The sequence below is a fragment of the Paradesertivirga mongoliensis genome, from assembly GCF_024436395.1.
In the GTDB taxonomy this organism is placed as follows: domain Bacteria; phylum Bacteroidota; class Bacteroidia; order Sphingobacteriales; family Sphingobacteriaceae; genus Paradesertivirga; species Paradesertivirga mongoliensis.
On sequence record NZ_JAFMZO010000002.1, the window covers coordinates 942807 to 966625 of the forward strand.

General features: G+C 42.3%; 24 protein-coding genes, 1 tRNA gene and 1 riboswitch. Of the genes, 6 read left to right on the plus strand and 19 right to left on the minus strand.

Going from position 1 to position 23819, the window contains the following annotated elements; genetic code table 11:
• Nucleotides 1-125 precede the first annotated feature (125 nt).
• The 9 genes from thiH to J3P43_RS10245 form a co-directional block, all read right to left on the minus strand.
• On the minus strand, nucleotides 126-1238 hold the full coding sequence (gene thiH, locus J3P43_RS10205) for a 2-iminoacetate synthase ThiH (protein ID WP_255901856.1): 1113 nt from the start codon (nucleotides 1236-1238) through the stop codon (nucleotides 126-128).
• A 44-nt stretch (nucleotides 1239-1282) separates the two neighbouring features.
• Nucleotides 1283-2044: a thiazole synthase gene (locus tag J3P43_RS10210; protein WP_255901859.1), complete on the minus strand. Its 762-nt coding sequence runs from the start codon at nucleotides 2042-2044 to the stop codon at nucleotides 1283-1285.
• Complete coding sequence (locus tag J3P43_RS10215; RefSeq protein ID WP_255901861.1) at nucleotides 2038-2679, minus strand: thiamine phosphate synthase; 642 nt, start codon at nucleotides 2677-2679, stop codon at nucleotides 2038-2040. Before J3P43_RS10215 ends, J3P43_RS10210 begins: the two co-directional genes overlap by 7 nt.
• Nucleotides 2680-2684: 5 nt before the next feature.
• Nucleotides 2685-3419: a hydroxymethylpyrimidine/phosphomethylpyrimidine kinase gene (locus J3P43_RS10220; protein ID WP_255901864.1), complete on the minus strand. Its 735-nt coding sequence runs from the start codon at nucleotides 3417-3419 to the stop codon at nucleotides 2685-2687.
• Entirely contained in the window at nucleotides 3409-4005 is a 597-nt protein-coding gene (locus tag J3P43_RS10225; protein WP_255901866.1) for a thiamine phosphate synthase, read from the minus strand. The genes J3P43_RS10220 and J3P43_RS10225 overlap by 11 nt, the downstream gene beginning before the upstream one ends.
• A 32-nt stretch (nucleotides 4006-4037) precedes the next feature.
• On the minus strand, nucleotides 4038-5906 hold the full coding sequence (thiC, locus tag J3P43_RS10230; RefSeq protein WP_255901869.1) for a phosphomethylpyrimidine synthase ThiC: 1869 nt from the start codon (nucleotides 5904-5906) through the stop codon (nucleotides 4038-4040).
• Nucleotides 5907-5919: 13 nt separating this feature from the next.
• Complete coding sequence (gene thiS / locus J3P43_RS10235; RefSeq protein WP_255901871.1) at nucleotides 5920-6123, minus strand: sulfur carrier protein ThiS; 204 nt, start codon at nucleotides 6121-6123, stop codon at nucleotides 5920-5922.
• Between the two features lie 38 nt (nucleotides 6124-6161).
• A riboswitch (TPP riboswitch) is annotated at nucleotides 6162-6250 on the minus strand.
• 68 nt (nucleotides 6251-6318) lie between these two features.
• Nucleotides 6319-7470, minus strand: a complete 1152-nt coding sequence (locus tag J3P43_RS10240; RefSeq protein WP_255901873.1) for a M28 family metallopeptidase — start codon at nucleotides 7468-7470, stop codon at nucleotides 6319-6321.
• A 78-nt stretch (nucleotides 7471-7548) separates the two neighbouring features.
• Nucleotides 7549-7658, minus strand: a tRNA-Asp gene (locus tag J3P43_RS10245).
• Between the two features lie 290 nt (nucleotides 7659-7948).
• Here J3P43_RS10245 and hscA point away from each other — a divergent pair.
• Together hscA and J3P43_RS10255 are read left to right on the plus strand one after the other, a co-directional pair.
• Nucleotides 7949-9805 carry a Fe-S protein assembly chaperone HscA gene (gene hscA / locus J3P43_RS10250; protein ID WP_255901875.1) on the plus strand — a complete coding sequence of 619 codons (1857 nt, stop codon included), beginning with the start codon at nucleotides 7949-7951 and terminating at the stop codon, nucleotides 9803-9805.
• A 66-nt stretch (nucleotides 9806-9871) separates the two neighbouring features.
• Nucleotides 9872-10624, plus strand: coding sequence for a sulfite exporter TauE/SafE family protein (locus tag J3P43_RS10255; RefSeq protein WP_255901877.1), 753 nt, complete (start codon nucleotides 9872-9874; stop codon nucleotides 10622-10624).
• Here the strand turns inward: J3P43_RS10255 and J3P43_RS10260 are convergent.
• From J3P43_RS10260 to J3P43_RS10275, 4 genes are all read right to left on the minus strand, one after another.
• The gene (locus J3P43_RS10260; protein ID WP_255901879.1) at nucleotides 10611-11678 is read right to left on the minus strand and encodes a DNA topoisomerase IB; all 1068 of its coding nucleotides are present in this window, start codon (nucleotides 11676-11678) and stop codon (nucleotides 10611-10613) included. The genes J3P43_RS10255 and J3P43_RS10260 overlap by 14 nt on opposite strands.
• Before the next feature lie 15 nt (nucleotides 11679-11693).
• The gene (locus J3P43_RS10265) at nucleotides 11694-12509 is read right to left on the minus strand and encodes an alpha/beta fold hydrolase (protein WP_255901881.1); all 816 of its coding nucleotides are present in this window, start codon (nucleotides 12507-12509) and stop codon (nucleotides 11694-11696) included.
• A gap of 16 nt (nucleotides 12510-12525) precedes the next feature.
• Nucleotides 12526-13629: an MraY family glycosyltransferase gene (locus tag J3P43_RS10270; protein WP_255901883.1), complete on the minus strand. Its 1104-nt coding sequence runs from the start codon at nucleotides 13627-13629 to the stop codon at nucleotides 12526-12528.
• A 157-nt stretch (nucleotides 13630-13786) separates the two neighbouring features.
• Nucleotides 13787-14290, minus strand: a complete 504-nt coding sequence (locus J3P43_RS10275) for a hypothetical protein (RefSeq protein WP_255901885.1) — start codon at nucleotides 14288-14290, stop codon at nucleotides 13787-13789.
• 348 nt (nucleotides 14291-14638) lie between these two features.
• Between J3P43_RS10275 and J3P43_RS10280 the strand changes: the two genes are divergently transcribed.
• Together J3P43_RS10280 and J3P43_RS10285 are read left to right on the plus strand one after the other, a co-directional pair.
• Nucleotides 14639-15856, plus strand: coding sequence for a family 1 glycosylhydrolase (locus J3P43_RS10280; RefSeq protein WP_255901887.1), 1218 nt, complete (start codon nucleotides 14639-14641; stop codon nucleotides 15854-15856).
• A gap of 32 nt (nucleotides 15857-15888) precedes the next feature.
• Nucleotides 15889-16812 carry an alpha/beta hydrolase gene (locus J3P43_RS10285; RefSeq protein WP_255901889.1) on the plus strand — a complete coding sequence of 308 codons (924 nt, stop codon included), beginning with the start codon at nucleotides 15889-15891 and terminating at the stop codon, nucleotides 16810-16812.
• Nucleotides 16813-16833: 21 nt separating this feature from the next.
• On the opposite strand, the gene J3P43_RS10290 is transcribed toward J3P43_RS10285, so the two are convergent.
• The 3 genes from J3P43_RS10290 to J3P43_RS10300 all read right to left on the minus strand — a co-directional run bounded on the left by J3P43_RS10290 (nucleotide 16834) and on the right by J3P43_RS10300 (nucleotide 20600).
• On the minus strand, nucleotides 16834-17769 hold the full coding sequence (locus tag J3P43_RS10290; protein ID WP_255901891.1) for a 1-phosphofructokinase family hexose kinase: 936 nt from the start codon (nucleotides 17767-17769) through the stop codon (nucleotides 16834-16836).
• A gap of 122 nt (nucleotides 17770-17891) precedes the next feature.
• A complete protein-coding gene (locus J3P43_RS10295) occupies nucleotides 17892-19193 on the minus strand; it encodes a M16 family metallopeptidase (protein ID WP_255901893.1) in 1302 nt (433 codons plus the stop codon).
• Nucleotides 19194-19202: 9 nt separating this feature from the next.
• On the minus strand, nucleotides 19203-20600 hold the full coding sequence (locus J3P43_RS10300; RefSeq protein ID WP_255901895.1) for a M16 family metallopeptidase: 1398 nt from the start codon (nucleotides 20598-20600) through the stop codon (nucleotides 19203-19205).
• 74 nt (nucleotides 20601-20674) lie between these two features.
• On the opposite strand from J3P43_RS10300, the gene J3P43_RS10305 reads away from it, so the two are divergent.
• Nucleotides 20675-20938 carry a hypothetical protein gene (locus tag J3P43_RS10305; RefSeq protein ID WP_255901897.1) on the plus strand — a complete coding sequence of 88 codons (264 nt, stop codon included), beginning with the start codon at nucleotides 20675-20677 and terminating at the stop codon, nucleotides 20936-20938.
• Nucleotides 20939-20971: 33 nt separating this feature from the next.
• Nucleotides 20972-21454, plus strand: a complete 483-nt coding sequence (locus J3P43_RS10310; RefSeq protein WP_255901899.1) for a CinA family protein — start codon at nucleotides 20972-20974, stop codon at nucleotides 21452-21454.
• Nucleotides 21455-21475: 21 nt separating this feature from the next.
• On the opposite strand, the gene J3P43_RS10315 is transcribed toward J3P43_RS10310, so the two are convergent.
• The 3 genes from J3P43_RS10315 to J3P43_RS10325 all read right to left on the minus strand — a co-directional run bounded on the left by J3P43_RS10315 (nucleotide 21476) and on the right by J3P43_RS10325 (nucleotide 23739).
• Nucleotides 21476-21643, minus strand: a complete 168-nt coding sequence (locus tag J3P43_RS10315) for a hypothetical protein (protein ID WP_255901901.1) — start codon at nucleotides 21641-21643, stop codon at nucleotides 21476-21478.
• A gap of 321 nt (nucleotides 21644-21964) precedes the next feature.
• Nucleotides 21965-22432 (minus strand): deoxycytidylate deaminase, encoded by a 468-nt coding sequence (locus J3P43_RS10320; RefSeq protein WP_255901903.1) that lies wholly within the window; start codon nucleotides 22430-22432, stop codon nucleotides 21965-21967.
• A gap of 29 nt (nucleotides 22433-22461) precedes the next feature.
• The gene (locus tag J3P43_RS10325; RefSeq protein WP_255901905.1) at nucleotides 22462-23739 is read right to left on the minus strand and encodes a sugar MFS transporter; all 1278 of its coding nucleotides are present in this window, start codon (nucleotides 23737-23739) and stop codon (nucleotides 22462-22464) included.
• Between the last annotated feature and the right edge of the window lie 80 nt (nucleotides 23740-23819).

Here is a 23819-nt window from a genome sequence, read left to right on the forward strand (position 1 = left end):
TAAGTTGCTATTTATTCTTTTGCCACGAAGACTTGAAGTTGTTAGGCTTTGCCTTAGCGACTTTGTGGGCGCTAAGTTTTCCCTTCTTGGTGTCTTGTGCCTAACCGTTCCTCGCGCCTAAGGATTTACATAATTAAACATTGATCCCAATCTTTCCAAACAGGTTCGTAACCCTGTCTCCGAATAACGTCCGCAATCACTGCTGGTGAGCGCTCGTCGTTAATCTCAAATTGCTCTAGAGACTCTTTTGCTACTGTATATCCACCCGGATTTGTCTTAGAACCTGCACTTATCGAGGTTATTCCAAGTTTGATAACATTGTTCCTAAAAGTTTCAGATTCGCGGGTGGAGAGTGCGAGCTCTACTTCCTGGTTAAAAATCCGGTAAGCGCAAATAAGCTGTACAAGCTCTCTGTCGCTCATATCCACTTTCGGTTCTAACCCACCCGAAAATGGCCGTAATCGTGGAAAAGAGATAGAATACTTTGTCTTCCAATAAAGCTTTTCGAGGTAATTGAGATGTAGGGCAGTAAAAAAACAATCTGTTCGCCAGTCTTCTAAACCCAACAGCGGACCAAGACCTATTTTATGAACCCCGGCCTTTCCTAATCTGTCAGGGGTTTCTAAGCGATAACTAAAATTTGATTTCTTCCCTTTCGGGTGATGCTTTTTATAGTCCTCTTCATGATAGGTTTCCTGGTAAACGAGTACCGTGTGCAAGCCCAGGGGAACTAACTCCTGATATTCTTCCAGATCCAAAGGCTGCACTTCCATAGCAATGTTCGAGAAGTGTGGCGAAATCAGGCTAAGCACATTTTTAAAATAATCTACTCCCACCGTTTTTGCCGCTTCACCGCTAACAAGCAAAACATGATCATAACCCATTTCTTTAATAAAAGCTACCTCCGACATGATTTCCATATTCGTAAGCGTTTTGCGGGGCAATTTGTTATCCACACTAAAACCGCAATAGGTACAAATGTTCTGGCATTCGTTAGACAGGTACAGTGGGATATACATTTGTATCACTTTACCAAAACGCTGTAAGGTAAGCAGGTGGCTCAACTGAGCCATCTGCTCTAAATACGGTGCAGCCGCAGGCGAAACCAATGCCTTAAAATCTTCTAAATCCCGCTGAGGCTTATTCAAAGCAGATTCAACATCGGCAGCGGTTTTCGAGTAAATACTCGCCTTCACTTCCTCCCACGAATACTGTCTGAATATATTTTCGAAACTCATTTGATATTCAAAAATTAAAGGTCAAAATTAAAACGGGCAGATACCTAGTCTAAAAAAGCGGTTAAAGGGCTGCTGGCTTCTGCATGCTTTACAGGTTTGGCCAGTTTAGCTTCAAAAGCCATCCTGCCTGCTTCTACAGCCAATTTAAAAGCTCTTGCCATTTGAACCGGATTATCAGAAACAGCTATGGCGGTGTTCACCAATACCGCATCTGCTCCAATCTCCATTGCCTTAGCGGCATCAGAAGGCGAACCTATTCCGGCATCAATAATCACCGGAACTTTACTTTGCTCAATGATAATCTCTAGGAAATCAATGGATTTTAATCCTTTATTGCTTCCTATCGGCGAACCCAACGGCATTACTGCAGAAACGCCAACTTCTTCTAGCCGTTTGCACAAAACCGGATCTGCATGAATGTAAGGCAATACCACAAAACCCAACCTTACCAGTTCTTCTGCTGCTTTTAAGGTTTCGATAGGATCGGGCATCAGGTATTTAGGATCAGGATGGATCTCCAGCTTTAGCCAGTTTGTTTCAAGCGCCTCTCGGGCCAATTGGGCCGCAAATACAGCTTCCTTAGCCGTGCGAACACCGGATGTGTTTGGCAACAGGTTGATATGAGGGTGTTTAAGATGAGCTAATATATCATCTTGAGCATTGTTTACATTCACACGCTTTAATGCAACTGTTACCAGTTCAGAACCGCTCCCTACCAATGCGGACTCCATCAACTCGGGGTGACTAAACTTACCTGTTCCGGTAAATAGTCGCGAATTGAACATTTTATCAGCTATTCTTAACATAAGCTATTCTCTCCTTTCAATAGTTGTGTAATAGTAGTTACCTGCTGGTGAGGGTCCTCTGCAAAAGCTATTAAAGAAGATACTGCAATGCCGTAAACGCCGGTTTCGAGTATCGATACAATATCTTCAGTTGCAATACCACCTATGGCGATGATTGGAATATCTATATTTAGCTTTCGCGCTTCGGATATAATTCTTCGATATCCGTCCAACCCCAATATCGGACTCAACTTCACTTTAGTTTTAGTGAAGCGAAAAGGTCCGCAACCAATATAATTCGCTCCATGGTTTGCATGTGTAATAATATCTTCGATGGTATTTGCAGTTCCGCCAATTATCATCTTGTCTCCTACTATCACCCTGGCCTGGTTAACAGATATATCTTCTTTTCCGAGATGTAACCCAAAAGCATCAACTTCTTTAGCAACTAAAGGATGATCATTGATGATTAATTTTGCTCCCCATGAATCACAAGTATCCTTCGCCTGCAAGGCTATCGTGATGATTTCCTTTATTGATCTATCCTTTACTCTTAACTGTACCCATTTAACTCCCGCCGCGCAAGCTTTCTCTATACATTGGAGATGAGTTTGACCAGTAGTTTCCTGTGATATAAAATGCAAATTACTTATCATATACTTTAGGTGTGCCAGCCCAGCAGGCTTGGGTTGGAGTTTAAAACTTTTTCTATGTATTGTTTAGACTTCTTAAATGCAGAGATTGGTGGAATATTTAAAGCAAGGTTGGCACAAATTGCCGATGAGAGGACACATCCCGAGCCATGTTTTGTTGTGCCTAGGACCTGTGGTTCGAGAATATGCTTAACACCTTTCCAATAAAGCCAGTCTTGTCCCAATTGAGCATTTTCACGATGGCCTCCTTTTAAATAAATCATAGTATACTGAGACAATTTCACTGCTTCTTCATCACTCCCGATTAAAAATTCGAATTCCGGAAGATTGGGAGTAAGAACAGTAATGTGTTTTAAAAGCGAGGCTATACTGTGATCCGCTTTGAAGAAGGGAAAGCCCGAGCTTGAACGTAAAACCGGGTCCCATACAATTTTTGCATTGGGATTGTGCTGGAGAATAAAAAGGAGTACTTCCTGAAGCACATCACTGCTTTCCACTATCCCGATTTTGAACCACTCAAGGTTCCAATTTTCCATCAATAGCTTGATCTGTTCTTTTATTTGCAAAACCGGTATCCACTGTACTTCTCTTACATCCTTATCCGATTGAATGGTATTGGCGGTTAAAACGCCCAGTCCGTACACCTTGTGTTGCTCAAAAGTTTTAATATCCGCAAGAATACCAGCCCCTCCGCTTGGGTCGAAACCGGCAATGCTCATTACTACCGGACGATTAACAGACATATGTGTCTATCTCCTCTCTTAACATTTCAAATCGTTTAACCGCATTTTCCTTATCTTCCCACAAATAGCCAAGTACTGCTATCCCATAGAAGCCTCTTTCCAGGGTTTCTGTTGAATTAGAAAGATTTATTCCACCCAGTGCATACGCTGGAAATCCCTTTGCAAAGTCAGGGACCGTACTTAAGGCTCTATTGGCCATGTAACCGCGTTTTGAAACGCTGTCATAAACCGGGCTCATAAAGCAATAATCGATTTTCCTGCCCTGCAGTTCCTTCAGTTCTTCCCAGGTATGCAACGAGCATGACACGATATATTCGGGGTCTCCTAAATCAGCGTTCAAAATATCGTGGTAGGAGTAATGTTTTCCACCCAGATTCAACTCTGTTACTAAATCCGGATGATAGTGCACACTTATATACTTTCTGAATTTAGGTGATATTTGAGCTGCTAATTGTCGTATTTCATCACAACCGTGTCCGGGTTTTCGCAAATGAAGCCTCTTTAACCCAGCTTTAAAAAGCTGGTTGAGAAGATTCGCCTCACCTGCAAAACAATCAGGGTCTGTTATTACGATTAATCTATCCACTCCCGGCAATTCAGTTGATGATACCTTTGTTACTACAAATAAATTTCAGCACCCTTCTTTTTGAACTCCTCAGAACGCTCCCTCATCCCCTCTTCAATTGCTAATGCCTCATCTTCTATTCCCTTTTCGTCTGCATATTTTCTGATATCCTGAGTGATTTTCATACTGCAAAAGTTGGGACCGCACATAGAACAGAAATGGGCAATCTTTGCGCCTTCGGCCGGGAGCGTTTCGTCATGATATTCTCTGGCAGTATCCGGATCTAGAGAAAGGTTGAACTGGTCTTCCCAACGGAACTCGAAACGTGCTTTGCTTAAGGCGTTATCACGATATTGAGCTCCGGGATGCCCTTTAGCCAAATCAGCCGCATGCGCAGCCAGTTTATAAGTAATAACACCGTCTTTAACATCCTTTCTGTTTGGTAAACCCAGATGCTCTTTCGGGGTAACGTAGCAAAGCATCGCCGTCCCGAACCAGCCGATCATCGCTGCACCAATAGCCGAAGTAATATGATCATAGCCCGGTGCAATATCTGTGGTTAACGGACCAAGCGTGTAAAAAGGAGCCTCGTGACATTCCTTTAATTGCTTATCCATATTCTCTTTAATTAAATGCATAGGCACATGGCCCGGCCCCTCTATCATCACCTGGATATCGTGTTTCCAGGCCACTTTCGTGAGCTCTCCCAAGGTTTCCAGTTCGCCAAATTGTGCCGCATCATTCGCATCTGCGATAGACCCAGGACGTAATCCATCTCCCAGCGAGAATGAGACGTCATACGCCTTCATAATCTCACAAATATCCTCGAAATGAGTATAAAGAAAGTTTTCTTTATGATGAGCAAGGCACCATTTTGCCATGATAGACCCACCTCTTGAGACAATCCCTGTTAGTCTTTTCGCGGTAAGCGGGACGTATCGCAGTAAAACGCCAGCATGAATAGTGAAATAATCTACTCCCTGTTCTGCCTGTTCAATAAGCGTGTCTCTAAAAATTTCCCAGGTCAGGTCTTCGGCTTTTCCATTTACCTTCTCCAGAGCCTGATAGATGGGAACAGTACCGATTGGAACCGGTGAATTGCGAATAATCCATTCGCGTGTTTCATGAATATTTTTGCCGGTAGACAAGTCCATCACCGTATCTGCCCCCCAGCGGGTAGCCCAAACCATTTTCTCTACCTCTTCTTCAATGCTTGAGCCCACTGCCGAATTACCGATGTTGGCATTGATCTTAACCAGGAAATTCCGACCAATAATCATTGGTTCCGACTCAGGATGATTGATATTGGCCGGGATTATAGCACGACCAGCGGCAATTTCATCACGAACGAATTCGGGAGTGATGAACTTTGGAGTCTTTGCCCCGAAATTATTCCCCGGATGCTGAAACCACATAGAGTCCGAAGAATTATACCTTTCTTCCAGGAGCTGATTTTCACGAATGGAAATATACTCCATCTCCGGAGTGACGATCCCCTTTTTTGCGTAATGAAGTTGGGTTACGTTTTGGCCCGTCTTTGCGCGGAAAGGATTTTTAATATGCTGGAAGCGTAAAGCATCAAGCTTTGCATCGTTCATTCTCAATTTCCCATACTCAGAGCTTATCCCTGATAATTCCTCAACATCTCCCCTGCCTAAAATCCATTTTTCCCGGATACGCGGCAAACCAGCTTCGATATCTACTACGATATGCGGATCGGTAAAGGGGCCGCTGGTATCGTACACCGCCACCGAAGGGTTTTTCTCCGTTTTGCCGTTAAACTTATCGATTGTGTCAGAAAGTTTAATCTCACGCATGGCCACTTTGATATCGTGAAGTTTCCCCGGAACATAGATTTTCGTTGAATTAACAAATGGGCCGGCACTGATTACTTGCTCGGTTGGAACAGTTTCGCTCTTCATATGATTTTGATTTTTATCCACCTTGAGTAGCACGAATGATGGTTATCTTATCAGCAGATTCAACCCTAAAGTTTTCCCAGTCGGTTTTGGGAATTACCGAATTGTTTACAGCAACAGCGATCCCTTTTTTGTCGAGGAAATTTTGTTGCAGTAGGATTTCACTTAGCCTTACAGCATCGCGAACAGAGACGGACTGATTGTTGATAAATACCTCCATACATGCAGAATTATAACTTCAGGAGGTGTCATCGAAGAGATGAGTTGATCGCTTTTCCTTACGCCAGTATTACCTGGTTCAAGTTATGAGGGTATGTCTCAGCCTTTCGGCACCCCTAAAGTTGCGGTAAAGGTAAATGCTTTTTAATGAAAACAGCAAGAACAAATAATATTTTTCTGTCTTGCTCTGAAAACGTCAGTGATTCGACATTAGAGCTGAATTAAATTTAATCAGGAGTCTGATTAAATCTTCATGTTCGGTAAGCGGTAAAGTAGAGGCCCTGTCGTATATATCGTGATATGCTTTGATTCCTCCCATAGTGTAGATAAAAAAAGAAGGAACACCTTTTTCTGTAAACCAATAGTGATCGCTGTTAGCAGCTTTTCCGCGCGTGTTAACTTTCGGAAGATATTTCCCCTCGCTATTTATCCGGTTAAGCAGTTCAAACTCCCTGGTGTATACACTTCCGTTTACAACAGTAATACCCTCCTGCCCTGTGCCGGCAAGGTCCGTATTTATCAGGAATCGAATTTTTTTCAGATCGATAAGGGGATTCTGTGAGAAATGCAGAGAACCCAGCAAGCCTGCTTCTTCGGCCCCAAAACAGATAAACACCACCGAATATCTCGGGGGCTTAGCAGCATAATGCCTGGCCAGATTCAGGAGCAAAGCAATTCCACTTGCATTGTCATTCGCTCCCGGAAAATAAGTATCAGCCCCCATCCCTCCTAAATGATCGTAGTGGGCTGTAATGACAATCATCGAATCTGGAACTGCAGTTCCCCGCACCATACCAGCTACATTGAAAGCCTTAAAGCTCTTTATAAACCTGTTTTCGACATTCAATTTAATTTTCTGCGGAAGACTTTGAATGGCACTTCTGTTGACCAGAATCTGAGTATTTTCTGAGGTTTGTTGCGCCACCGACCAGGTGAGCTTATCTTTTATGGTAAGAACGATCCGATTTTCATCGTTCACAAAGTTGAGGCTGTCTTTTTGAAACAGTTTACAGGATTCTTTTATACCGCGGCTATCCGGACTTACAATAAAATCCCCTCCTGGTACAAGAGCGATCCCATTAAGAGACACCTCCATTTTACCCGGGAAGGTGTTTACCGACAGATAAAATTCCTGAAGGTAGGATTGTTGGTTTAAGGGCTTCAAACCATACGACTCTAACTGAGCCTTTAAGAATTGTGCAGTTTTAGTTGCACCCTCGTTGGTATATCCACGTCCCCAATATGGCGGAGATGTTAAAGTGTCTATTATTTTCCTTGAAAACGCCAAGTCTTGCGTAAAAGCATTACCGAAAACCGTGCTAAAAAAGACTAGAAAAAAAATTCTCATGGGATACTAAAATAGGAATTCGCTTGTGAGGGAGCAAAAAAATAGAGCTCTTGATCTAAGAGCTCTACCTAAAAGATGCTGTAGGGGAAGGAATCGAACCTTCAAGGAGTGGTTAGCCCGTTACCGGATTTCCCAGATTCTCCGCCACCGAGACAAGGAGGTGTGTCTGCCAGTTTCACCACCCTACAGTTTGCAGCGATTTTTTAACGAATCGTTAATACAAAGGTAAAACCACCATCCGTAGATTACAAGTCTTTTAAAACAAAATACCCATTTTTAAATTATCGATAATTTAAGTACGAAAAATTGCCAATATCTAAACGACAGTAGAATTAAGGGTCGATTTATTGCAAATTTATTAATCGCGTACAAACAAAGTTCAACCGCTTTTATTTATAAACTGTCATTTGCCCGTTATATAAGAATCATTAATTTCTGAATCCTTTTAAACTAAGTAAATTGCAGCTTTTAAATTATTATGGCCAAAGTTTCTATTAATATCGCAACGGGTTCTATTCAGAAAGAAGATATTATTGTCGGTATCGATCTCGGCACTACTAACAGCCTGGTAGCATTTATCAACCCCGAGGGGACCGCACAAGTGATCAACGATGCTGGAAAAGGTGTACTGGTACCGTCCATTGTCCATTTTAATACTGATGGGAGCCCTGTAGTTGGAAATGAAGCGAAAGAATTTTTAATCTCTGATCCTCAAAATACCATATTTTCCGTAAAACGATTATTAGGACGATCGTATCACGATATTGAAGCTTATCAGAATCTGTTTTCATATAAAGTAATTGATGATGACAGCGAAAGCCTCGTCAAAATAAAAGTAGGCGACCGCTTTTATACTCCTATAGAACTTTCGGCCATGATCTTGAAAGAGCTGAAAGAGCGGGCGGAACATGCGCTTAAAACTCCGGTTAATCGAGCGGTTATTACGGTTCCTGCCTATTTCAACGACAGCCAGCGGCAGGCAACCCGCGATGCCGGAAAGCTTGCAGGGTTGGACGTTCTTAGAATTGTTAACGAACCTACAGCGGCAAGTTTAGCTTACGGAATCGGGTTAAACCCGGAAGAAGAAAAAACTATAGCGGTTTATGACCTTGGCGGAGGCACTTTCGACGTGTCAATCCTGAAGATTCAAAATGGAATTTTCGAAGTGTTATCTACTAACGGAAATACATTCTTAGGAGGAGATGATTTTGACCGGGCAATAGTTAATTACTGGATCGAGCAAAACAAGCTTGATCCGGATGAAGTAACCTCCAATTCGGAATTAACACAAGAACTTCGGCTGAAAGCAGAAGAAGCCAAAAAAGCACTTAGCACACAAAATATATTCACAGGTACGGTAGCTTCACTGCCATGTGCTATTACCCGCCAAACATTTGAAGAATTAATTTCTGGAAAAGTGGAGGAGACTATTAACGCCTGCAAGAATGCAATGAAAGATGCCGGGCTTAGTATTGAAGATATTGACGAAGTGGTGATGGTGGGAGGTTCAACCCGTACGCCACTTGTGAAAAACTCGGTCTCGGCATTTTTCAATAAAGACGTGCACGACAAAATAAATCCTGATGAAGTAGTAGCCCTTGGCGCCTCTATACAGGCCGATATTTTAGCAGGAAACCGCAAAGACATCCTTCTTTTAGATGTTACTCCGCTTTCCTTAGGTATCGAAACCATGGGCGGACTAATGGATGTGATAATTCCCCGCAATTCTAAGGTGCCTACAAAAGCCGGACGACAATACACTACTTCCATTGATGGTCAGGTGAATATGAAGATTTCGGTCTTCCAGGGCGAGCGCGATCTGGTTAAAGAAAACCGAAAACTCGCCGAATTTGATTTAAAAGGTATTCCGGCTATGCCTGCCGGGTTCCCAAAAGTCGACATCAACTTTCTGTTAAACGCCGACGGCATTTTGAAGATACAGGCCATTGAACTGCGCTCGGGTGTGAAACAAGAGGTAGACGTAAAACCAACCTATGGCTTAACAGACCAGGAAGTAGAGCAAATGTTGTTCGATTCTATCACTCATGCAAAAGAAGATGTTTCTCAGCGAATGATCATCGAAGCTCGCACGGAAGGAGAACAGATGGTGTACACCGCCGAAAGATTTATTGAAAAAAATGGCGCCTATTTCTCCATTGAAGAAATTAGTAAAACTCAGGAATACATCCAAGCCCTGCGGGAAGCGCTAACTTCGGGCAACAAAGACTTAATTCACAAAAAGATTGATGAATTGAATGAGTTTACCCGGCCTTTTGCCGAGCGTTTAATGGACCAGGCAATAGGACAAGCAATGAAGGGAAAAGCGATCGAATAAGCTCTATACCGACTTGCAGTAATTCAGTTTAAAATTTCCTGCATCAATGAATAATTTCGCCACACTTTGACAGCGATCTTTTCTTATCATCTGAGTCTTGAAAATTGGCTATTGATAGGGCTCGTAGCACTTCTAACCGGGATGTCTAAAACCGGGGTTCATGGCGCAGGTATGCTATCCGCTCCGCTGTTGGCGCTTGTTTTTGGTGGACATAGTTCGAGCGGGATTATACTTCCAATGCTAATCATTGCAGATGTCTTTGGTGTTTGGTATTACCACCGCCATGCTTCATGGCACCACCTTAAACTCTTGTTTCCATGGGCTGGATTGGGTATTGTCGCTGGCACTTTCGCCGGAGCTTATATCGACGATAAAACCTTCAAACTCATCATGGCAATAACTATCTTCATTAGTATCCCTTTGATGATCTGGTTAAAGGGGCACAAAAAAGAAGAAATTCCTAAGACAGGTTGGTTTTCCGTATCGACTGGCATTGCAGGCGGCTTCACGTCGATGGTTGGTAATTTGGCTGGAAGCGTTATGGCTGTCTATCTGCTCGCAGCAAGGCTCCCTAAGAATGTCTATATCGGAACCACAGCCTGGTTCTTCCTGGTAATAAACTGGGCAAAAGTCCCCTTCCATGTATTTAGCTGGCACACCATCACCTTAAAAACTGCATTACTTTCGCTGGTTGTAAGCCCGTTGATTCTGCTTGGGGCTGCCGTCGGTATTTTTATTGTGAAAAGAATCCCCGAGAAGCATTATCGCTGGTTTATCATTGTGATGACTATTGCGGCCGCTGTGTTTATGCTGCTTTAGAAAGTTGCTTCTTCTTCCGTTCGTTTTTTAGATAACTTAACAAAACTTTCTCGTCCACATTAAGCGCAACATCATCTGCTGCCGGAAGAATATTTTTAACCTTTTTCAAATATGGATATAAAGTTCCGCTTTCATACGACTCGATGAGCGGTGGAAAAACATAATACTTTTTACAAACCGTACGCGTATTTCCTAACTTCGAGGAGACTTCGTCAAGCATAGCTACAGTTACTTTTTTCCGTTTTGATTCCAGTTCGGTATATTCATATTGCGAATAGATGCGTAAAGCCTCCAAAGACCCAAACCAGGTTCTGAAATCCTTAGCGGTGAAATCACAGCAGGTTATCTCTTTAATATAGCGGTTAATCATTCCCGAGTCGATAGACTTACGTTCCCCACCCGGGGTGTAAAACTGAAAAAGTTCCTGTCCGGGGATATCCCTGCACTTTTTCACCAGCTTTGCCAGTGTCCGATCGTTCAGGTCGATATCATGCATTACTCCTTTCTTCCCTTTAAAAGACAGCTTCATGCTCGTGCCATTAATTTTGATGTGTTTATCCCGTAAGGTGCTCAAACCATACGAACCATAAAGCTGCTTATACGATTCATTCCCAATTCTGATAAGAGTCTTTTCCATCAAACTTACTGATATGGCCAAAACCTTGCGTTCGTCCATCTCTCGCCTCTTCAAATCCTTTCGTAAGTTTCTTCTAAACTCAGGCAGCTTTTTTCCGAATTCTAAAAGCCTGTAAAACTTACTTTCATTCCGCGATTTCGCCCAATCATGATGGTAGCGGTATTGTTTACGCCCCGCCTGGTCAATGCCTGTTGCCTGCAGATGAGCGTTAGCTTTGGGAGCTATCCATACATTCTGCCAGGCCGGCGGAAGTACAAGCTTCCTGATCCGCTCCAGCGTTCGAACATCTGTAATCTCCTCACCTTTCGGATTTAAATACCGATATCCTTCCTTAACAAGCTCCCGGCTTATTCCGGGTGTGGAATCAGTTACATAAATCAGATTATTTTCATCAAGCAGAATTTCGGTATCGCTCATGCCCAATTAAAACAATCAGGCAAGGAAATGTTTGTTCAGAAAGGTGTTTAAGGTTTTGTTAAAATGCCAAGGGTTCTCAAGGTTGGGTAGATGCCCAGAGTTTGGAACAGATTCATATTCGGCGCCGGGAATTCCATCAATCAGCTGACGGGTGTGCTCTTCGCTCATCAGTTTATCGCCCTCCCCTCTTATTACCAGCGTCGGGATTTTGATGTTGGCCAAAGAAGCGCTGGTATCTGTTCTTGAGGCAAGGGCGAGCAGCGCAGAGCAAATGGTCTCATCGGCGGTACTGCTAATCTGCTTTCTCACTGAACTAATTGCATCAGGATTATCCCCGAAGGTTGATTCGGCAAAAACATTTTTTATGAATGCTTCCGTGAATTCATTTTTCTGGCCGTTAAGAATCTGTTGAATGGAAGTGAATCGCTTTAGCTTGCTCTCGTTCCCGTCGGCAATACAATTGGTATCACATAAAATCACACCTTTTATATTATCCTGAGATAACTCCAGTGCCCTCAGGGCGATGTAACCACCCATAGAAATACCACAAAGTATGCAGGTTTCGAGCCCGAGCGCTTTTATAAGTTCGATCAGATCGCGCGCAAAAAGATCAATACTAAAAAATCGGTGATCGGTGGTACTTTCCCCAAAGCCGCGGATATCAAAAACAAGGCCCTGAACTCCATCAGGAAGCGATTCCATCTGTGATTGCCACATAGATTTATTGAAGGGAAAACCGTGTATAAAAACTACGGTAGGTCCGGCCTTTGCAGAAGGTTTTAGGAGGTAAGAAACCGAAATATCAGAGATCTTAGTGCTTAAAGGTTCCATAAACACTAAAGAGAATTTACCAGAGAAAGTTTACAATCCGGTAGCTTTTTCTGGTTTTCGACCTGATCATAAAGGTCAAAAGAAGATTAAAAAACAGGCAAATCAAGAATAATATACCTATAAGCGAGAAATTGCCTATAAACCGTAAAGACAGCGCTACATAGATCATCACAATATGAAAGCCCATTAGGATTAGCGTTGTTTGCAGATGAGAAAAGCCCATATGCAGCATGCGGTGATGAACATGATTTCTGTCGGCTACGAATGGTGAACCTGTTTTTATAGTACGAAGCGTGAATACTCTTATGGCATCGAAAATAGGACCTATTAAGATCGCTACCGCGATTGAAGGTGCAGAGCTATAGAATACAATATTAGTTCCGCTCACCTTATTCAGCTCAATAAACTGAACACATAGCACTATTGATATGAAACCTAAAAGAAGTGAACCGGTATCGCCCATGAAAATCTGGGCTGGAGTGATATTGTAACGTAAGAAACCAATGCAAGCGCCAGCTATAATAAATGCCATTGAGGCAAGTATTGTCTCGCCCATCTCGGCAAACATTATTCCCAAGCTAATATTTACCACCAGGCCGGTTACCCCAGCCAATCCATCAATCCCGTCGATCAAATTGAAGGCATTGATTACGAACATAATTAACAAAATGGTGAAACTTACACTTACAAAGTAGGGAATATCATAAATTGAGAAGACGCCGTATAAACTCGTAACTCTTACGTCGGCGAGCAAAACCATAATGGAGGCAACAATAAACTGCATTCCAAACTTGGTACTCGGATTGACGCCCCATAAGTCGTCTTTGAGGCCTACAGCGAATAATATAAGACAGGATGCCAGAAGGAAATGAAATTCTCTGAAAGCACCTGCATTCGGTATGAACAGGCTTGAAATCATAAAACTGCAAAAGATCGCTACTCCTCCTAACCTCGAGATGCCAAATTTGTGGTCTTTCCTTTCTGTATCAATATCATCAAATAAAGCCCTGTGATTAGCAACGTGTATAATTGATGGGATAGCGATCAATACAAGTACTACCGCAATCAAAAAGATTACTATATAAAAAAACGGTTCTGGAAGAGTAATGTACTTTAGCATGTTTGAACCTCTGCAAGATCAGTAAAATAAATAGATTTTTTTAAAACAAATTGAATATGCAAAATGTATCGGCTCTCTTTAGTAATAACAATTCTGAAATTTATACTGACGTTAAGGAAATAAGGTTCTAATTATTTTCTGTGAACCGGATAGCCATCTACCAGCCACTATCACTGAAGGGCATGAGGTAAATCAATTTAATGGCGGGGGTGTTTCGGCGAACGCCACTGATGGGATTTAATTCGCCTAAATTATAGCCGGCGCTTAAGCCAACTCTATTGTAAACTGTGTAAATAACTCCGGCGCCAGTTTCCAGGCGCATTGGCGATCTGGATGCATAGAGGGATGTTGACCCCGACCCGCCAAACACATCGCACTGAAGATACATACTTATACCCTTGTAGATCTTTGCCTGTGAATAGATCCGGCCGCCCATAATATTTTTAAAACCGGCGTTAAACTCATAGCCCTTTATCACCGGGCCAAAAGAAAATTGCTGGCCCTGAGGGTTTTGAAAACCTGCCAGAAATGCGCCTTGAAAATTTTCGAACTGATATTTTGCCGTTCCGGCCTGTGCCGTAACATGCCAACTTAAGCTTTGAGATTTCGCAGAGTAAACAAGAAGAATAAAGGCAGAGAAAGTGAGCAGTTTCTTTAGCATAAGTCAACATTTAAGCAATTTCTGAACCAAACAACTACGACTCGGAAGGTGGCATATCCAGGCAATATTCCAGCCAACAAACTGCCCGAATACGGGAAAATCCATCTACCATTGGTTGACAATATTCCTCACCTTACCAACAATTTTATCCGTTATTTGTGCGCTGATCCGGAAAATAAATTTCATTCTGTTTGAAAATACATCAACCATCACTTTCGGATAACTTATTATGAATCAACGCATCTATTAACAAACCTAATGAAAAAAGACCAAAAATTTCTTAAACGGAAATTACCGCACAACAAAGCAATCAAAATAGTTGTTGTAAGATTATTTTGATTGGATAAAATGAGAAGAAACAAATTTATGTTCGCAACCGGGATCGAGAATAGTTATCCCATGATTACCCTCCCTGATGGCACAAGAAAAAGAGTAGATGAGATGGAAAAGTGCGGCCACTATACGCATTGGAAGAAAGATTTCGACCTAGTTAAAGAGATGGGGATTGAATTTTTAAGGTATGGCGCTCCTTTGCATCGAACTCATTTAGGTCCGGGAAAATACGACTGGTCTTTTGTGGACGAAACCTTCAATTACATGAAGGAGACTGGCATTACACCGATCGTAGACCTTTGCCATTTTGGAGTTCCAGACTGGCTTGGAGATTTTCAGAATAAAGACTTTCCAATACATTTCGCGGAGTATGCCAAAGCGTTTGCTAAGCGGTTTCCTTATATCGAATTTTATACACCGGTTAATGAAATTTTTGTTGCAGCCATGTTTTCGGCGCAATATGGCTGGTGGAATGAATGTAAGACAGACGACAAGTCGTTTGTGAGAGCATTGACCAATCTTTGCAAGGCGAATGTTCTCGCAATGAATGCCATTCTAGAAATACAACCCAACGCCACTTTTATCCAAAGTGAATCATCAGAATATTTCCATCCTGAAACTCCGGACTGCGATGCTCTTGCCGCCTTTCTTAATCAGAAGCGTTTTCTATCGCTCGACTTGAGTTACGGCTACCCTATCAGTGTAACCATGTACGAATATCTTATAGAAAATGGCATGACCCGCGAGGAATATCACTGGTTCGAAAACAACATCATTAAGGGTAACTGCATCATGGGCAACGATTATTACATCACCAACGAGCACATGGTACACGAAAACGGAAGCACATCGGCCGCCGGTGAAATTTTCGGGTATTATGTAATTACCCATCAGTATTTCAGCCGGTATAAACTACCGGTAATGCATACCGAAACCAATATTTCGGAAACCAACGCATTAAGGTGGCTTCAAACACAGTGGGCAAATGTCAGGCGTTTAAAACGCGATGGCATTCCGATTCATGGATTTACATGGTACAGTTTAACAGACCAGGTTGACTGGGATTCGGCTCTAAGAAATGACGCAGGGAACGTAAATTCATTAGGACTGTACGATCTAGACCGAAAAATCCGACCTGTTGGTGAAGCCTACAAACACCTCATCCACCAGTGGAAAGACGCATTAGAACATGAAAGTTACGTACTTACATTCAGATCGGGTTATTACAAATAGCCCGATTTTGTATATTGCGTTGAATAATCGTTATGTATAAATCTCTGATACTTGCAGTGGCTGCGATCGCCATCGTGACAAACACAAATGCTCAAACGGTACTTCCGTTATACGCAGACAAAATTCCAAATTCTATTCAGAATACTGAAAAGGAAGAAAAAAATGTAAATAATAGTGGTCAGATCCGTTACGGTAAAGTAACTGCACCGACCCTGGAGGTACACCTGCCGGAAAAAGGCAAAGCTAACGGCGCCGCAGTTGTCATTGTGCCTGGTGGAGGATACCGGATCGTATCGTACACCAACGAAGGGACCGACATTGCTGCCGCATTTAACAAAATGGGAGTTGCAGCCTTCATTCTTAAATACAGATTACCTTCCGACCAAACCATGGCTGATAAATCTATTGGCCCTTTACAGGATGCCCAGCAAGCAATTAAAACAGTGCGGATGAGGGCAAACGAATGGGGCGTTGATACGGCAAAAGTGGGTATAATCGGTTTTTCGGCTGGAGGACATCTGGCTTCGACAGCAGGCACACACTTCAAAAAGGCGGTGATAGGCAATAAAGAAAATACAAATCTGCGGCCTTCATTTATGGTGCTGGTTTACCCGGTGATCAGCCTGACTGAAGAACTGATGCATAAAGGATCGCGTGATAACTTAATAGGCACTACGCCAGGCGCTGAATTAACCGCCCTGTATTCAAACGACACACAGGTAACACCTCAAACGCCTCCAACTATGCTCATTCATGCAGGCGACGACAAAACAGTGAAAGTAGCCAACAGCCTGCGGTTTTATGAATCACTTGTAAAGAATGGAGTATCAGCAGAAATGCATATCTACCCGAAAGGTGGCCATGGCTTTGGAATTAATAACCGTACTACTCCCGACAAATGGATAGAACGCGTAGAAAACTGGCTTAAAGCTTCAAACTTTATCCCAGCGAAATAAGCAATTGGCTGATGAGCAAAATTATTGCCTGCTCATCAGCCAATTAAATAATCTGAATGCGTCTTCCTGCTTAAAGAGCTGGGTTCCTGCATTCATCGTTGCTGCAGAACCACAGGCTACCCCCATTCTTACCATTTCCTGATAACTGCCGCCTTTAGCCAGAACAGATACCATTCCAGCCACCATGCTGTCTCCGGCTCCAACCGTGCTTAACTTTTTCACAGTTGGTGCAGGTATGTGTTCATTTATATCTTTCGTGATTAAATAAGCGCCTTGTGGACCGAGTGAAACCACAATGACTTCTGTTTTCCCCGCATTGATCAACTCGCGGGCGGCCTCGTCAGCAGATTCATCATCCAGACTTTCTCTACCCACCAAACGGCCAAGCTCCCCAAGATTTGGCTTCAGCAAAAACACCCCCTCCTCAACCGCATGTTTCAACGCTTCTTCCGAAGTATCCACCACCACTTTAGCACCTTTTGCTTTCCCAGCTTTTATCAGCTTCCGTAAAAAATCGGGCTCTATTCCAGGAGGAAGACTCCCACTAATCACAATAATCTGGGGGAAGGGATTAAGGCTTTCGAAAGCCGAATAAATAGCATTTTGCTCGTTCTGTGATATCGCAGACCCAGGCATCCCAAAGCGATATTGCTGATTAGTAGCGCTGGCTACCGCGATAAAGTTCTCGCGGGTTTCGGCAATCACTTCAACTGAATGCTGGTTGACATTCTCTTTTTTCAACAGTTCTTCCAGCAACTTACCCGTTCTGCCTCCGGACGGAAACAAAGCCACAGAATCAGATCCGAGCCGCTTCAATCCGCGCGACACGTTAATACCTCCCCCACCAGGTTCAAACTTCGGCTGTTCGCAGCGAAGTTTCTTTTCAGGAATCAACTGATCAATTACCGTGCTCTTGTCTACTGTAGGATTAAGTGTGATAGTCAGAATAGTTTTCATACTGTAAGAGATAACGCTGGCAGAAATGTATTGTTCAACAACATCGTGAAACAAAAAGCCGTCTCAAAAACATACACCGGCATCGATGCAGGAATTTTGAGACAGCCCTTTGATAAGACAAACTAAAGAGAGTTTATAAAAACCGCCGAAGCGTCTTCTGCCAGTTTCTTATCTCCCAGATAACTCCATCGTATAGTACTGACATATTTTTTCAACACCGAATTCATTTCGGCTAAGGTTACTTTTGTGATTCTTTCAGCGGTTTCATCGGCAATTCTCCAATCTCCAAGTACCTCTGCATTTCCTAAAGCTGCCGCAATTGCTCCGGTACTCTCTTCTTTCATGTAGTTATTTGTAATGAAACCACTTTTTCCAGATGAAAGCTCCTCTTCCGAAAAGCCATTATCTCTTAAATCTCTAAGTTCTTCAACCATAACCTCAACCGAAGCCTTTGGATCGGTAGTGCTTACGTACATCACCGAGTAAGGCATTAACCGGTTAACACTATGCGCGTAGGGGGCGTAAGAAAGATTACGCTTTGTCCTGATTTCTCTGAACAAGCGATTACTCAAAGCAGAAACAGCCAGGCGATAAGGCAAATAATCATTACTGGCGACAGCTGGTGCATTAAAGCTCCCGGTAATATAGTTGGTAGCTAATGCGCGCTCTTCAGTTAACAACTTGCCATTTGCCGTATTCGGAAATGTGTATTTAACCGGGTTATATGCTTTTGCAGGCAAAGAGGCGAAAGAAGCAGTAATTCGCTTGATCACTTCCTCTTTTGAAATTTTTCCCACCACAACTATAAACATCCTGTTCTTGTTGAGTAGCTGGTTGTAGTAATAATCTTTCACTTCAGCAGCGCTCAGTTTAGCTAAAGTTGTTTCTTCGCCAATAGGATCAATAGCGTAGGGCGTACCTCCGAATGTGTTCTTAATGGTGAGCTGCTCGATACGTTCGTCAGGATCCGACTCGGATTGCTTGATTCCTGAAATGAGCTTTTCCTTTAACATCTCAAGCTCCTTTTCTTCAAATACAGGATTGGTAACGGCATCTGCAAACAGTCCCCATCCTTCATCAAAGAATCTGGAAATACAATTCATGCTGACCGTTCCGTTATCGTACCCGGATGAACCACTCACTTCCACTCCGAAAGCGTCTTCACGGTCTTTAAAAGTATCTTTATCGTACTTCTTTGTTCCGCATTCTGTAGTAGCAGCCAGTGCAAGATTCTCAATCCCTGCTTTATCTGCCGGATAATTAGCAACTCCACCCCGGTAATACATACTTACGTTGATGATTTCCTTCTGGGTAGGTTTCATTATCACTTTGATACCAGCCACATCAAAAGACGTTGCTTTTGATTGAGCGACTGCCGCAAGCGTGATAAATAAAAAATAGATATTTAATACAATACGTTTCATACTTGTCAATTATTTAAAAAACTCTTCTGGTTTCAATTCTGCCCGCATCGGTGCACTGATTAACATCCCCGCTGCATATGGCTTGTTCTTAATATATTTTCTAACGTATTGCTGCAAATCGGCACGGTTTACCTTTCGTAAATTCGCGATATAAGTAGTCAGATAATCAATTGATGCTGATGCCCACCAAAAAGAGATCGTATGAACGAAGTTGGAGGTAATTTCCTCGTCTTTTACCTGGCTTATTTCGAGCATCCGCTTTGCAGTTTCAATCTGATCGTCGGTAAGATATGTATCGGTATCCCATAAAGCTATCTGCTTTTTCACTTCAGCGATACATTCTTTAATTTTCGAAGGGTTAGGTACCACAAATACACTTATAGGCCCTGTATGCTTTTGAGTAAGATAACCGATATTGACCTGCAAAGCTAAGCCGGCATCGACCAACGCTTTGCTAAACTTTGAAGAGTTCTGATTAATAATAAAAGAAAATACATCTGCGGCGTAGGTAGCAGGTAAATCGTTCCGGGTGTCAGGACCTTGCCAGTTAATCATAATAAACGGCACCCGCGAAAGATCAGATTCAACAATAAAATGCTCGGTTTTTGTTAAAGGCTTAAACTCTGGAACCGGCCATCTTTTAGCAGGATCAAAACCTGAAGGTTTCCAGTCCTTAAAAATTCGTTCAGTTTCCTTAAATACTTCCTCATGCTTTACATCGCCGGCTATGGTCAGCAATGAGTTGTTGGGCCAGTAATACTTATTCTTAATGGTATCCATTTTAGCCGGAGTGGCCGAGCGGATAATGTCGTGATTCCCGATCACGTTTTTCCTGCTATAGAGGTCGCCCCATAACTTTTTGTTCATCTCATCGAAAAGAGCAAAGTAAGGGTTAGATTCGTTTCGCTGAAACTCGCCATCCACTACCACGTTTTCCTTTTTCATTTCCTCGGCATCAAACTTTGGAAAACGGATAGCCGAATTCATAAACTCAAGACCTTGCTGCAAATTAAACTTAGGCAGAGTAAAATAGTAATTCACGAGTTCCTGGGAGGTTGTTCCGTTAAAACTGATTCCGAGTTCGCTCACCCTGTTTAAGAAATCTTCCTGACTGGGATAATCTTTGTTGGCTTTAAAAAACATGTGCTCATATAAGTGGCTCAGGCCATTATATTCGGGCGATTCTGTATACGACCCGTTTTTTACAGCGATCTCGATGGTAGCCAAGGGAACGCTGTTATCTTCCAGTACCAAAACATCAAGCCCGTTCGAAAGCTTTTTGAAGAACATGTTTGAAGGCAGCTTGACCTTTGGAACTGTGCTTTCTGAGAGTTTAGACTGTGCCTGCGAAGCTTCTCCTGCTATCAGGAAGCCCGCAATAAATAGACATAAAATTTTTTTTATCATATAACTGTATTGCCTAGAAGTAAATATATCAGAAAATTCAAAAACATCTTTCCTGATTTGGATTTAATACTTGTATGAAACTAAACGAAGATCTGTTGAAAATATTAGGTAAAACCTATGCAAACTCAACATTAATTAATAGTTCATACAAGGGCAAAGACATTGTATTTAAAACCGACGAAGAAGGCAATCCAATTTTACTATTCATAGGCAAGAAAACCGAAAGTGGCGGCATAAAAGGCGAGCGGTATGCACGTACATTAAAGCGTGACAAAGAGGGTAACGTTTTTAAAGATCATTGGGAACTAAAAGGCAAAGCAAATAGTCCAAACCATTGAGTAAACCCGGTGTTAGGAAAAGAAACATAATTTATGCCTGCTAAATCAGTAATTGCTTGTTGCCACAACATATTATCACAAGATTTAACCATTGCTTTTGTTGAAAGCGCCACAACGGGTCGTCTGGTTTACGACTTTACCGCGGTACCCGATTGCGGGCAGATAGTGATGGGAAGTATTGTTTGCTACGACCGGAGTGTAAAGGAAGGCCTTTTGAAAATTCCGGCAGAAGTTATCGATAAGTATTCCGCAGAATCGCCAGAAGTCACCCAGTTATTAGCTGAGGGGCTTAAAAGCCTGATCCCGGCAGATATCATTGTAGCTGTTACGGGCTTGGCATCTCCCGGAGGAAGTGAAACTGAAGAAAAACCAGTAGGCACCATGTTCGTCCACGCGATAATCAAAGATCGAGCATGGAAAACAACATTATTTTTTGAAGGAAGTCCGGATGATATTGTTGCACAGACAATTGACGGAATTGCTGCATTATTGTTGGAGGAGCTTACGAGTAACTAAAAATAAAAAGGAGCAAATCTGTTAAGATTTTGCTCCTTTAGCCTTAATTGTTCTTTTTGAACCGCTATCCACCTTATTTACTTCAAACCAGCTGTTATGCGCTGTATAAGAAGATACAGGCGTTTTTCTGATTGAATCTGAAGGTGTAAACTTCATTAAATGTTCCAGGGCAGGATTAAAATCTCTCATAGCTTTTCAAAAATTAATTATTTTCTGCAATCGCAGTCTAAAGCTATATATCAATAAGCGTTCCGAAATGAGCTCACCAAGACCCAAACGCGGTACAATTCCCCTTCACTAGCTTATGGGCAAGCGGTAGAATATGTTTAGGCGCTTTAAACCCAGTTTTGCTATGAGGTTGAGAAAAAATAAATTTTCATAAGAATAGCTCTTAAAATATAAATGTTTAAACAAATGTCTGCCAAAACAGACGGCGTCTATAAAAATATAGACATTTCATTCAAAATCAGACAAATACACATTAATAAAACAAGTAGATTCCCGTCGAGTTCAGGTACTCTCCACCCCGGCCTGCAAAGCTATTACTCCAAATTTATTTAAAAAATCCACTCCTTCGTCGGAAGGAAGACCTTTATATTTAGCGTAAGAGCTTTTATAATATACCCGCTTTACACCCGACGAATAAATGATACGGGCACAGGGTAAACAAGGAGACAGGGTAAGATATAATGTCGATCCTTGCAGGTCGGCCCCATTTTTTACGGCATATAAAATTGCATTTTCTTCGGCATGCAGGGCGAGTGAACAGCTTCCCCGTGCGTCGCGCGGGCAACCGGTCTCAGGCCATTCTTCATCACAATTATGGGTTCCGGCCGGCGGACCATTATAGCCGATGGATATTATCCGAGTATCTTTTGTCAGCACCGCTCCAACCTGTGCTTTAACGCAATGCGAGCGCCTGGCCAGATCGGAAGCAAGATTCATAAATATGGTATCGAAGCTGGGTTTATCGATCATTTAAAAATTAAGTGGGATACAAAAAATGGTTACGTTCTTTTTAGGCCAATCTTATGGCCTGCAATTGAATAATACAATATATATAGATAACAAGGTGCCATTACACTAAAAAACACCCATTGAAAATCGTGTATCTCTTTAAAATGCCCAAAAATAAGCGGGATGATAGCTCCACCAGCAATACCCATAATCAAAAAAGCTGAACCGGTTTCAGTAAATCTTCCCAATCCTCTAATCGCCATAGGGAAAATAGCTGGCCACATTAATGCATTTGCCAGTCCCAATGCTGCAACAAAACCCACTGATATATATCCTTCGGTAAGAAGCGCTCCAACCGTAAAAACAACACCCAATATTGCTGAAATTTTCAGACTGTTCTCCTGCGTAATATACTTAGGTATGGCGATGATTCCCGCAACATAGCCCACCAGCATGGCTCCTAAGGTAAATGAGGTATAATATTTGGTTTCATCCAGGGGAATACCAAAGCTTTTTCCGTAGATTCCGATAGCATCGCCGGCCATTACTTCTACTCCAACATATAAAAACAAACATAAAACGCCGAGCAGAAGATGCGGAAATTGTAAAGCACTTGTTTTACCGGCTTCTAATGATCTTCCTTCAGGCTGTGCATTTGCTTTTGAAGCGTCTATATCTGGAAGCGATGATTTCCGGATCCACAGCGCCAACAAGACTAAAGAGATGGCGATGATGATATACGGTGTTATCACCCGGCCGGCCAACTCATCTAACAATGAATTTTTACTAAGCACGTCAGTGGTTGCATTTATCTGCGTTTCAAGGGCCGTTGCATCTTTCAACACGATAGCTCCAAGAATTAAAGGACTTAAAATCCCTGCCACTTTATTGCAAATTCCCATAATGCTGATTCGTTGAGCGGCGCTCTCAATCGGCCCGACAATACTGATGTAAGGATTAGATGCGGTTTGAAGTATCGATAATCCGGCGCCCTGAACAAATAATCCGGTTAAAAAAAGCCCAAAGCTTCTGGCATTCGCAGCCGGCACAAAAATTATCGCACCTAGTGCCATCACAATTAAGCCCAGTGCCATACCATCTTTCATTCCCGTTTTCTTCAAAATCCAGGATGAAGGAAGCGCAAGAAAAAAGTACGCCATATAAAAGGCAAAAGTCACGAAAAAAGCCTGAGTGTCTGTTTCAAGGTTACACGCAAGTTTTAAAAAGGGAATAAGAGTACCATTAAGCCAGGTAACAAATCCAAAAATGAAAAACAGTGCACCTATTATAACGATTGGTTTAGAGGAGTTTGCCGGCTTGATGTCCATAATACTGTTTATTGTTTAAGTAGTAACAGTCCCAAGATAAAATAAACCCTTTATATCTGCAATTAACTTATACTAACCGA

What these genes read in the sequence shown, in the direction of transcription:
- J3P43_RS10240 (WP_255901873.1), bottom strand. Translation starts at nt 7,470, where the DNA reads ATGAGAATTTTTTTTCTAGTCTTTTTTAGCACGGTTTTCGGTAATGCT.
- J3P43_RS10275 (WP_255901885.1), bottom strand. Translation starts at nt 14,290, where the DNA reads ATGCTAAAGAAACTGCTCACTTTCTCTGCCTTTATTCTTCTTGTTTAC.
- J3P43_RS10220 (WP_255901864.1), bottom strand. Translation starts at nt 3,419, where the DNA reads ATGTCTGTTAATCGTCCGGTAGTAATGAGCATTGCCGGTTTCGACCCA.
- J3P43_RS10260 (WP_255901879.1), bottom strand. Translation starts at nt 11,678, where the DNA reads ATGAGCGATACCGAAATTCTGCTTGATGAAAATAATCTGATTTATGTA.
- hscA (WP_255901875.1), top strand. Translation starts at nt 7,949, where the DNA reads ATGGCCAAAGTTTCTATTAATATCGCAACGGGTTCTATTCAGAAAGAA.
- J3P43_RS10315 (WP_255901901.1), bottom strand. Translation starts at nt 21,643, where the DNA reads ATGAGAGATTTTAATCCTGCCCTGGAACATTTAATGAAGTTTACACCT.
- thiH (WP_255901856.1), bottom strand. Translation starts at nt 1,238, where the DNA reads ATGAGTTTCGAAAATATATTCAGACAGTATTCGTGGGAGGAAGTGAAG.
- thiC (WP_255901869.1), bottom strand. Translation starts at nt 5,906, where the DNA reads ATGAAGAGCGAAACTGTTCCAACCGAGCAAGTAATCAGTGCCGGCCCA.
- J3P43_RS10270 (WP_255901883.1), bottom strand. Translation starts at nt 13,629, where the DNA reads ATGCTAAAGTACATTACTCTTCCAGAACCGTTTTTTTATATAGTAATC.
- J3P43_RS10305 (WP_255901897.1), top strand. Translation starts at nt 20,675, where the DNA reads ATGAAACTAAACGAAGATCTGTTGAAAATATTAGGTAAAACCTATGCA.
- J3P43_RS10280 (WP_255901887.1), top strand. Translation starts at nt 14,639, where the DNA reads ATGAGAAGAAACAAATTTATGTTCGCAACCGGGATCGAGAATAGTTAT.
- J3P43_RS10265 (WP_255901881.1), bottom strand. Translation starts at nt 12,509, where the DNA reads ATGGAACCTTTAAGCACTAAGATCTCTGATATTTCGGTTTCTTACCTC.
- J3P43_RS10285 (WP_255901889.1), top strand. Translation starts at nt 15,889, where the DNA reads ATGTATAAATCTCTGATACTTGCAGTGGCTGCGATCGCCATCGTGACA.
- J3P43_RS10300 (WP_255901895.1), bottom strand. Translation starts at nt 20,600, where the DNA reads ATGATAAAAAAAATTTTATGTCTATTTATTGCGGGCTTCCTGATAGCA.
- J3P43_RS10320 (WP_255901903.1), bottom strand. Translation starts at nt 22,432, where the DNA reads ATGATCGATAAACCCAGCTTCGATACCATATTTATGAATCTTGCTTCC.
- J3P43_RS10295 (WP_255901893.1), bottom strand. Translation starts at nt 19,193, where the DNA reads ATGAAACGTATTGTATTAAATATCTATTTTTTATTTATCACGCTTGCG.
- J3P43_RS10215 (WP_255901861.1), bottom strand. Translation starts at nt 2,679, where the DNA reads ATGATAAGTAATTTGCATTTTATATCACAGGAAACTACTGGTCAAACT.
- J3P43_RS10325 (WP_255901905.1), bottom strand. Translation starts at nt 23,739, where the DNA reads ATGGACATCAAGCCGGCAAACTCCTCTAAACCAATCGTTATAATAGGT.
- J3P43_RS10310 (WP_255901899.1), top strand. Translation starts at nt 20,972, where the DNA reads ATGCCTGCTAAATCAGTAATTGCTTGTTGCCACAACATATTATCACAA.
- J3P43_RS10290 (WP_255901891.1), bottom strand. Translation starts at nt 17,769, where the DNA reads ATGAAAACTATTCTGACTATCACACTTAATCCTACAGTAGACAAGAGC.
- thiS (WP_255901871.1), bottom strand. Translation starts at nt 6,123, where the DNA reads ATGGAGGTATTTATCAACAATCAGTCCGTCTCTGTTCGCGATGCTGTA.
- J3P43_RS10210 (WP_255901859.1), bottom strand. Translation starts at nt 2,044, where the DNA reads ATGTTAAGAATAGCTGATAAAATGTTCAATTCGCGACTATTTACCGGA.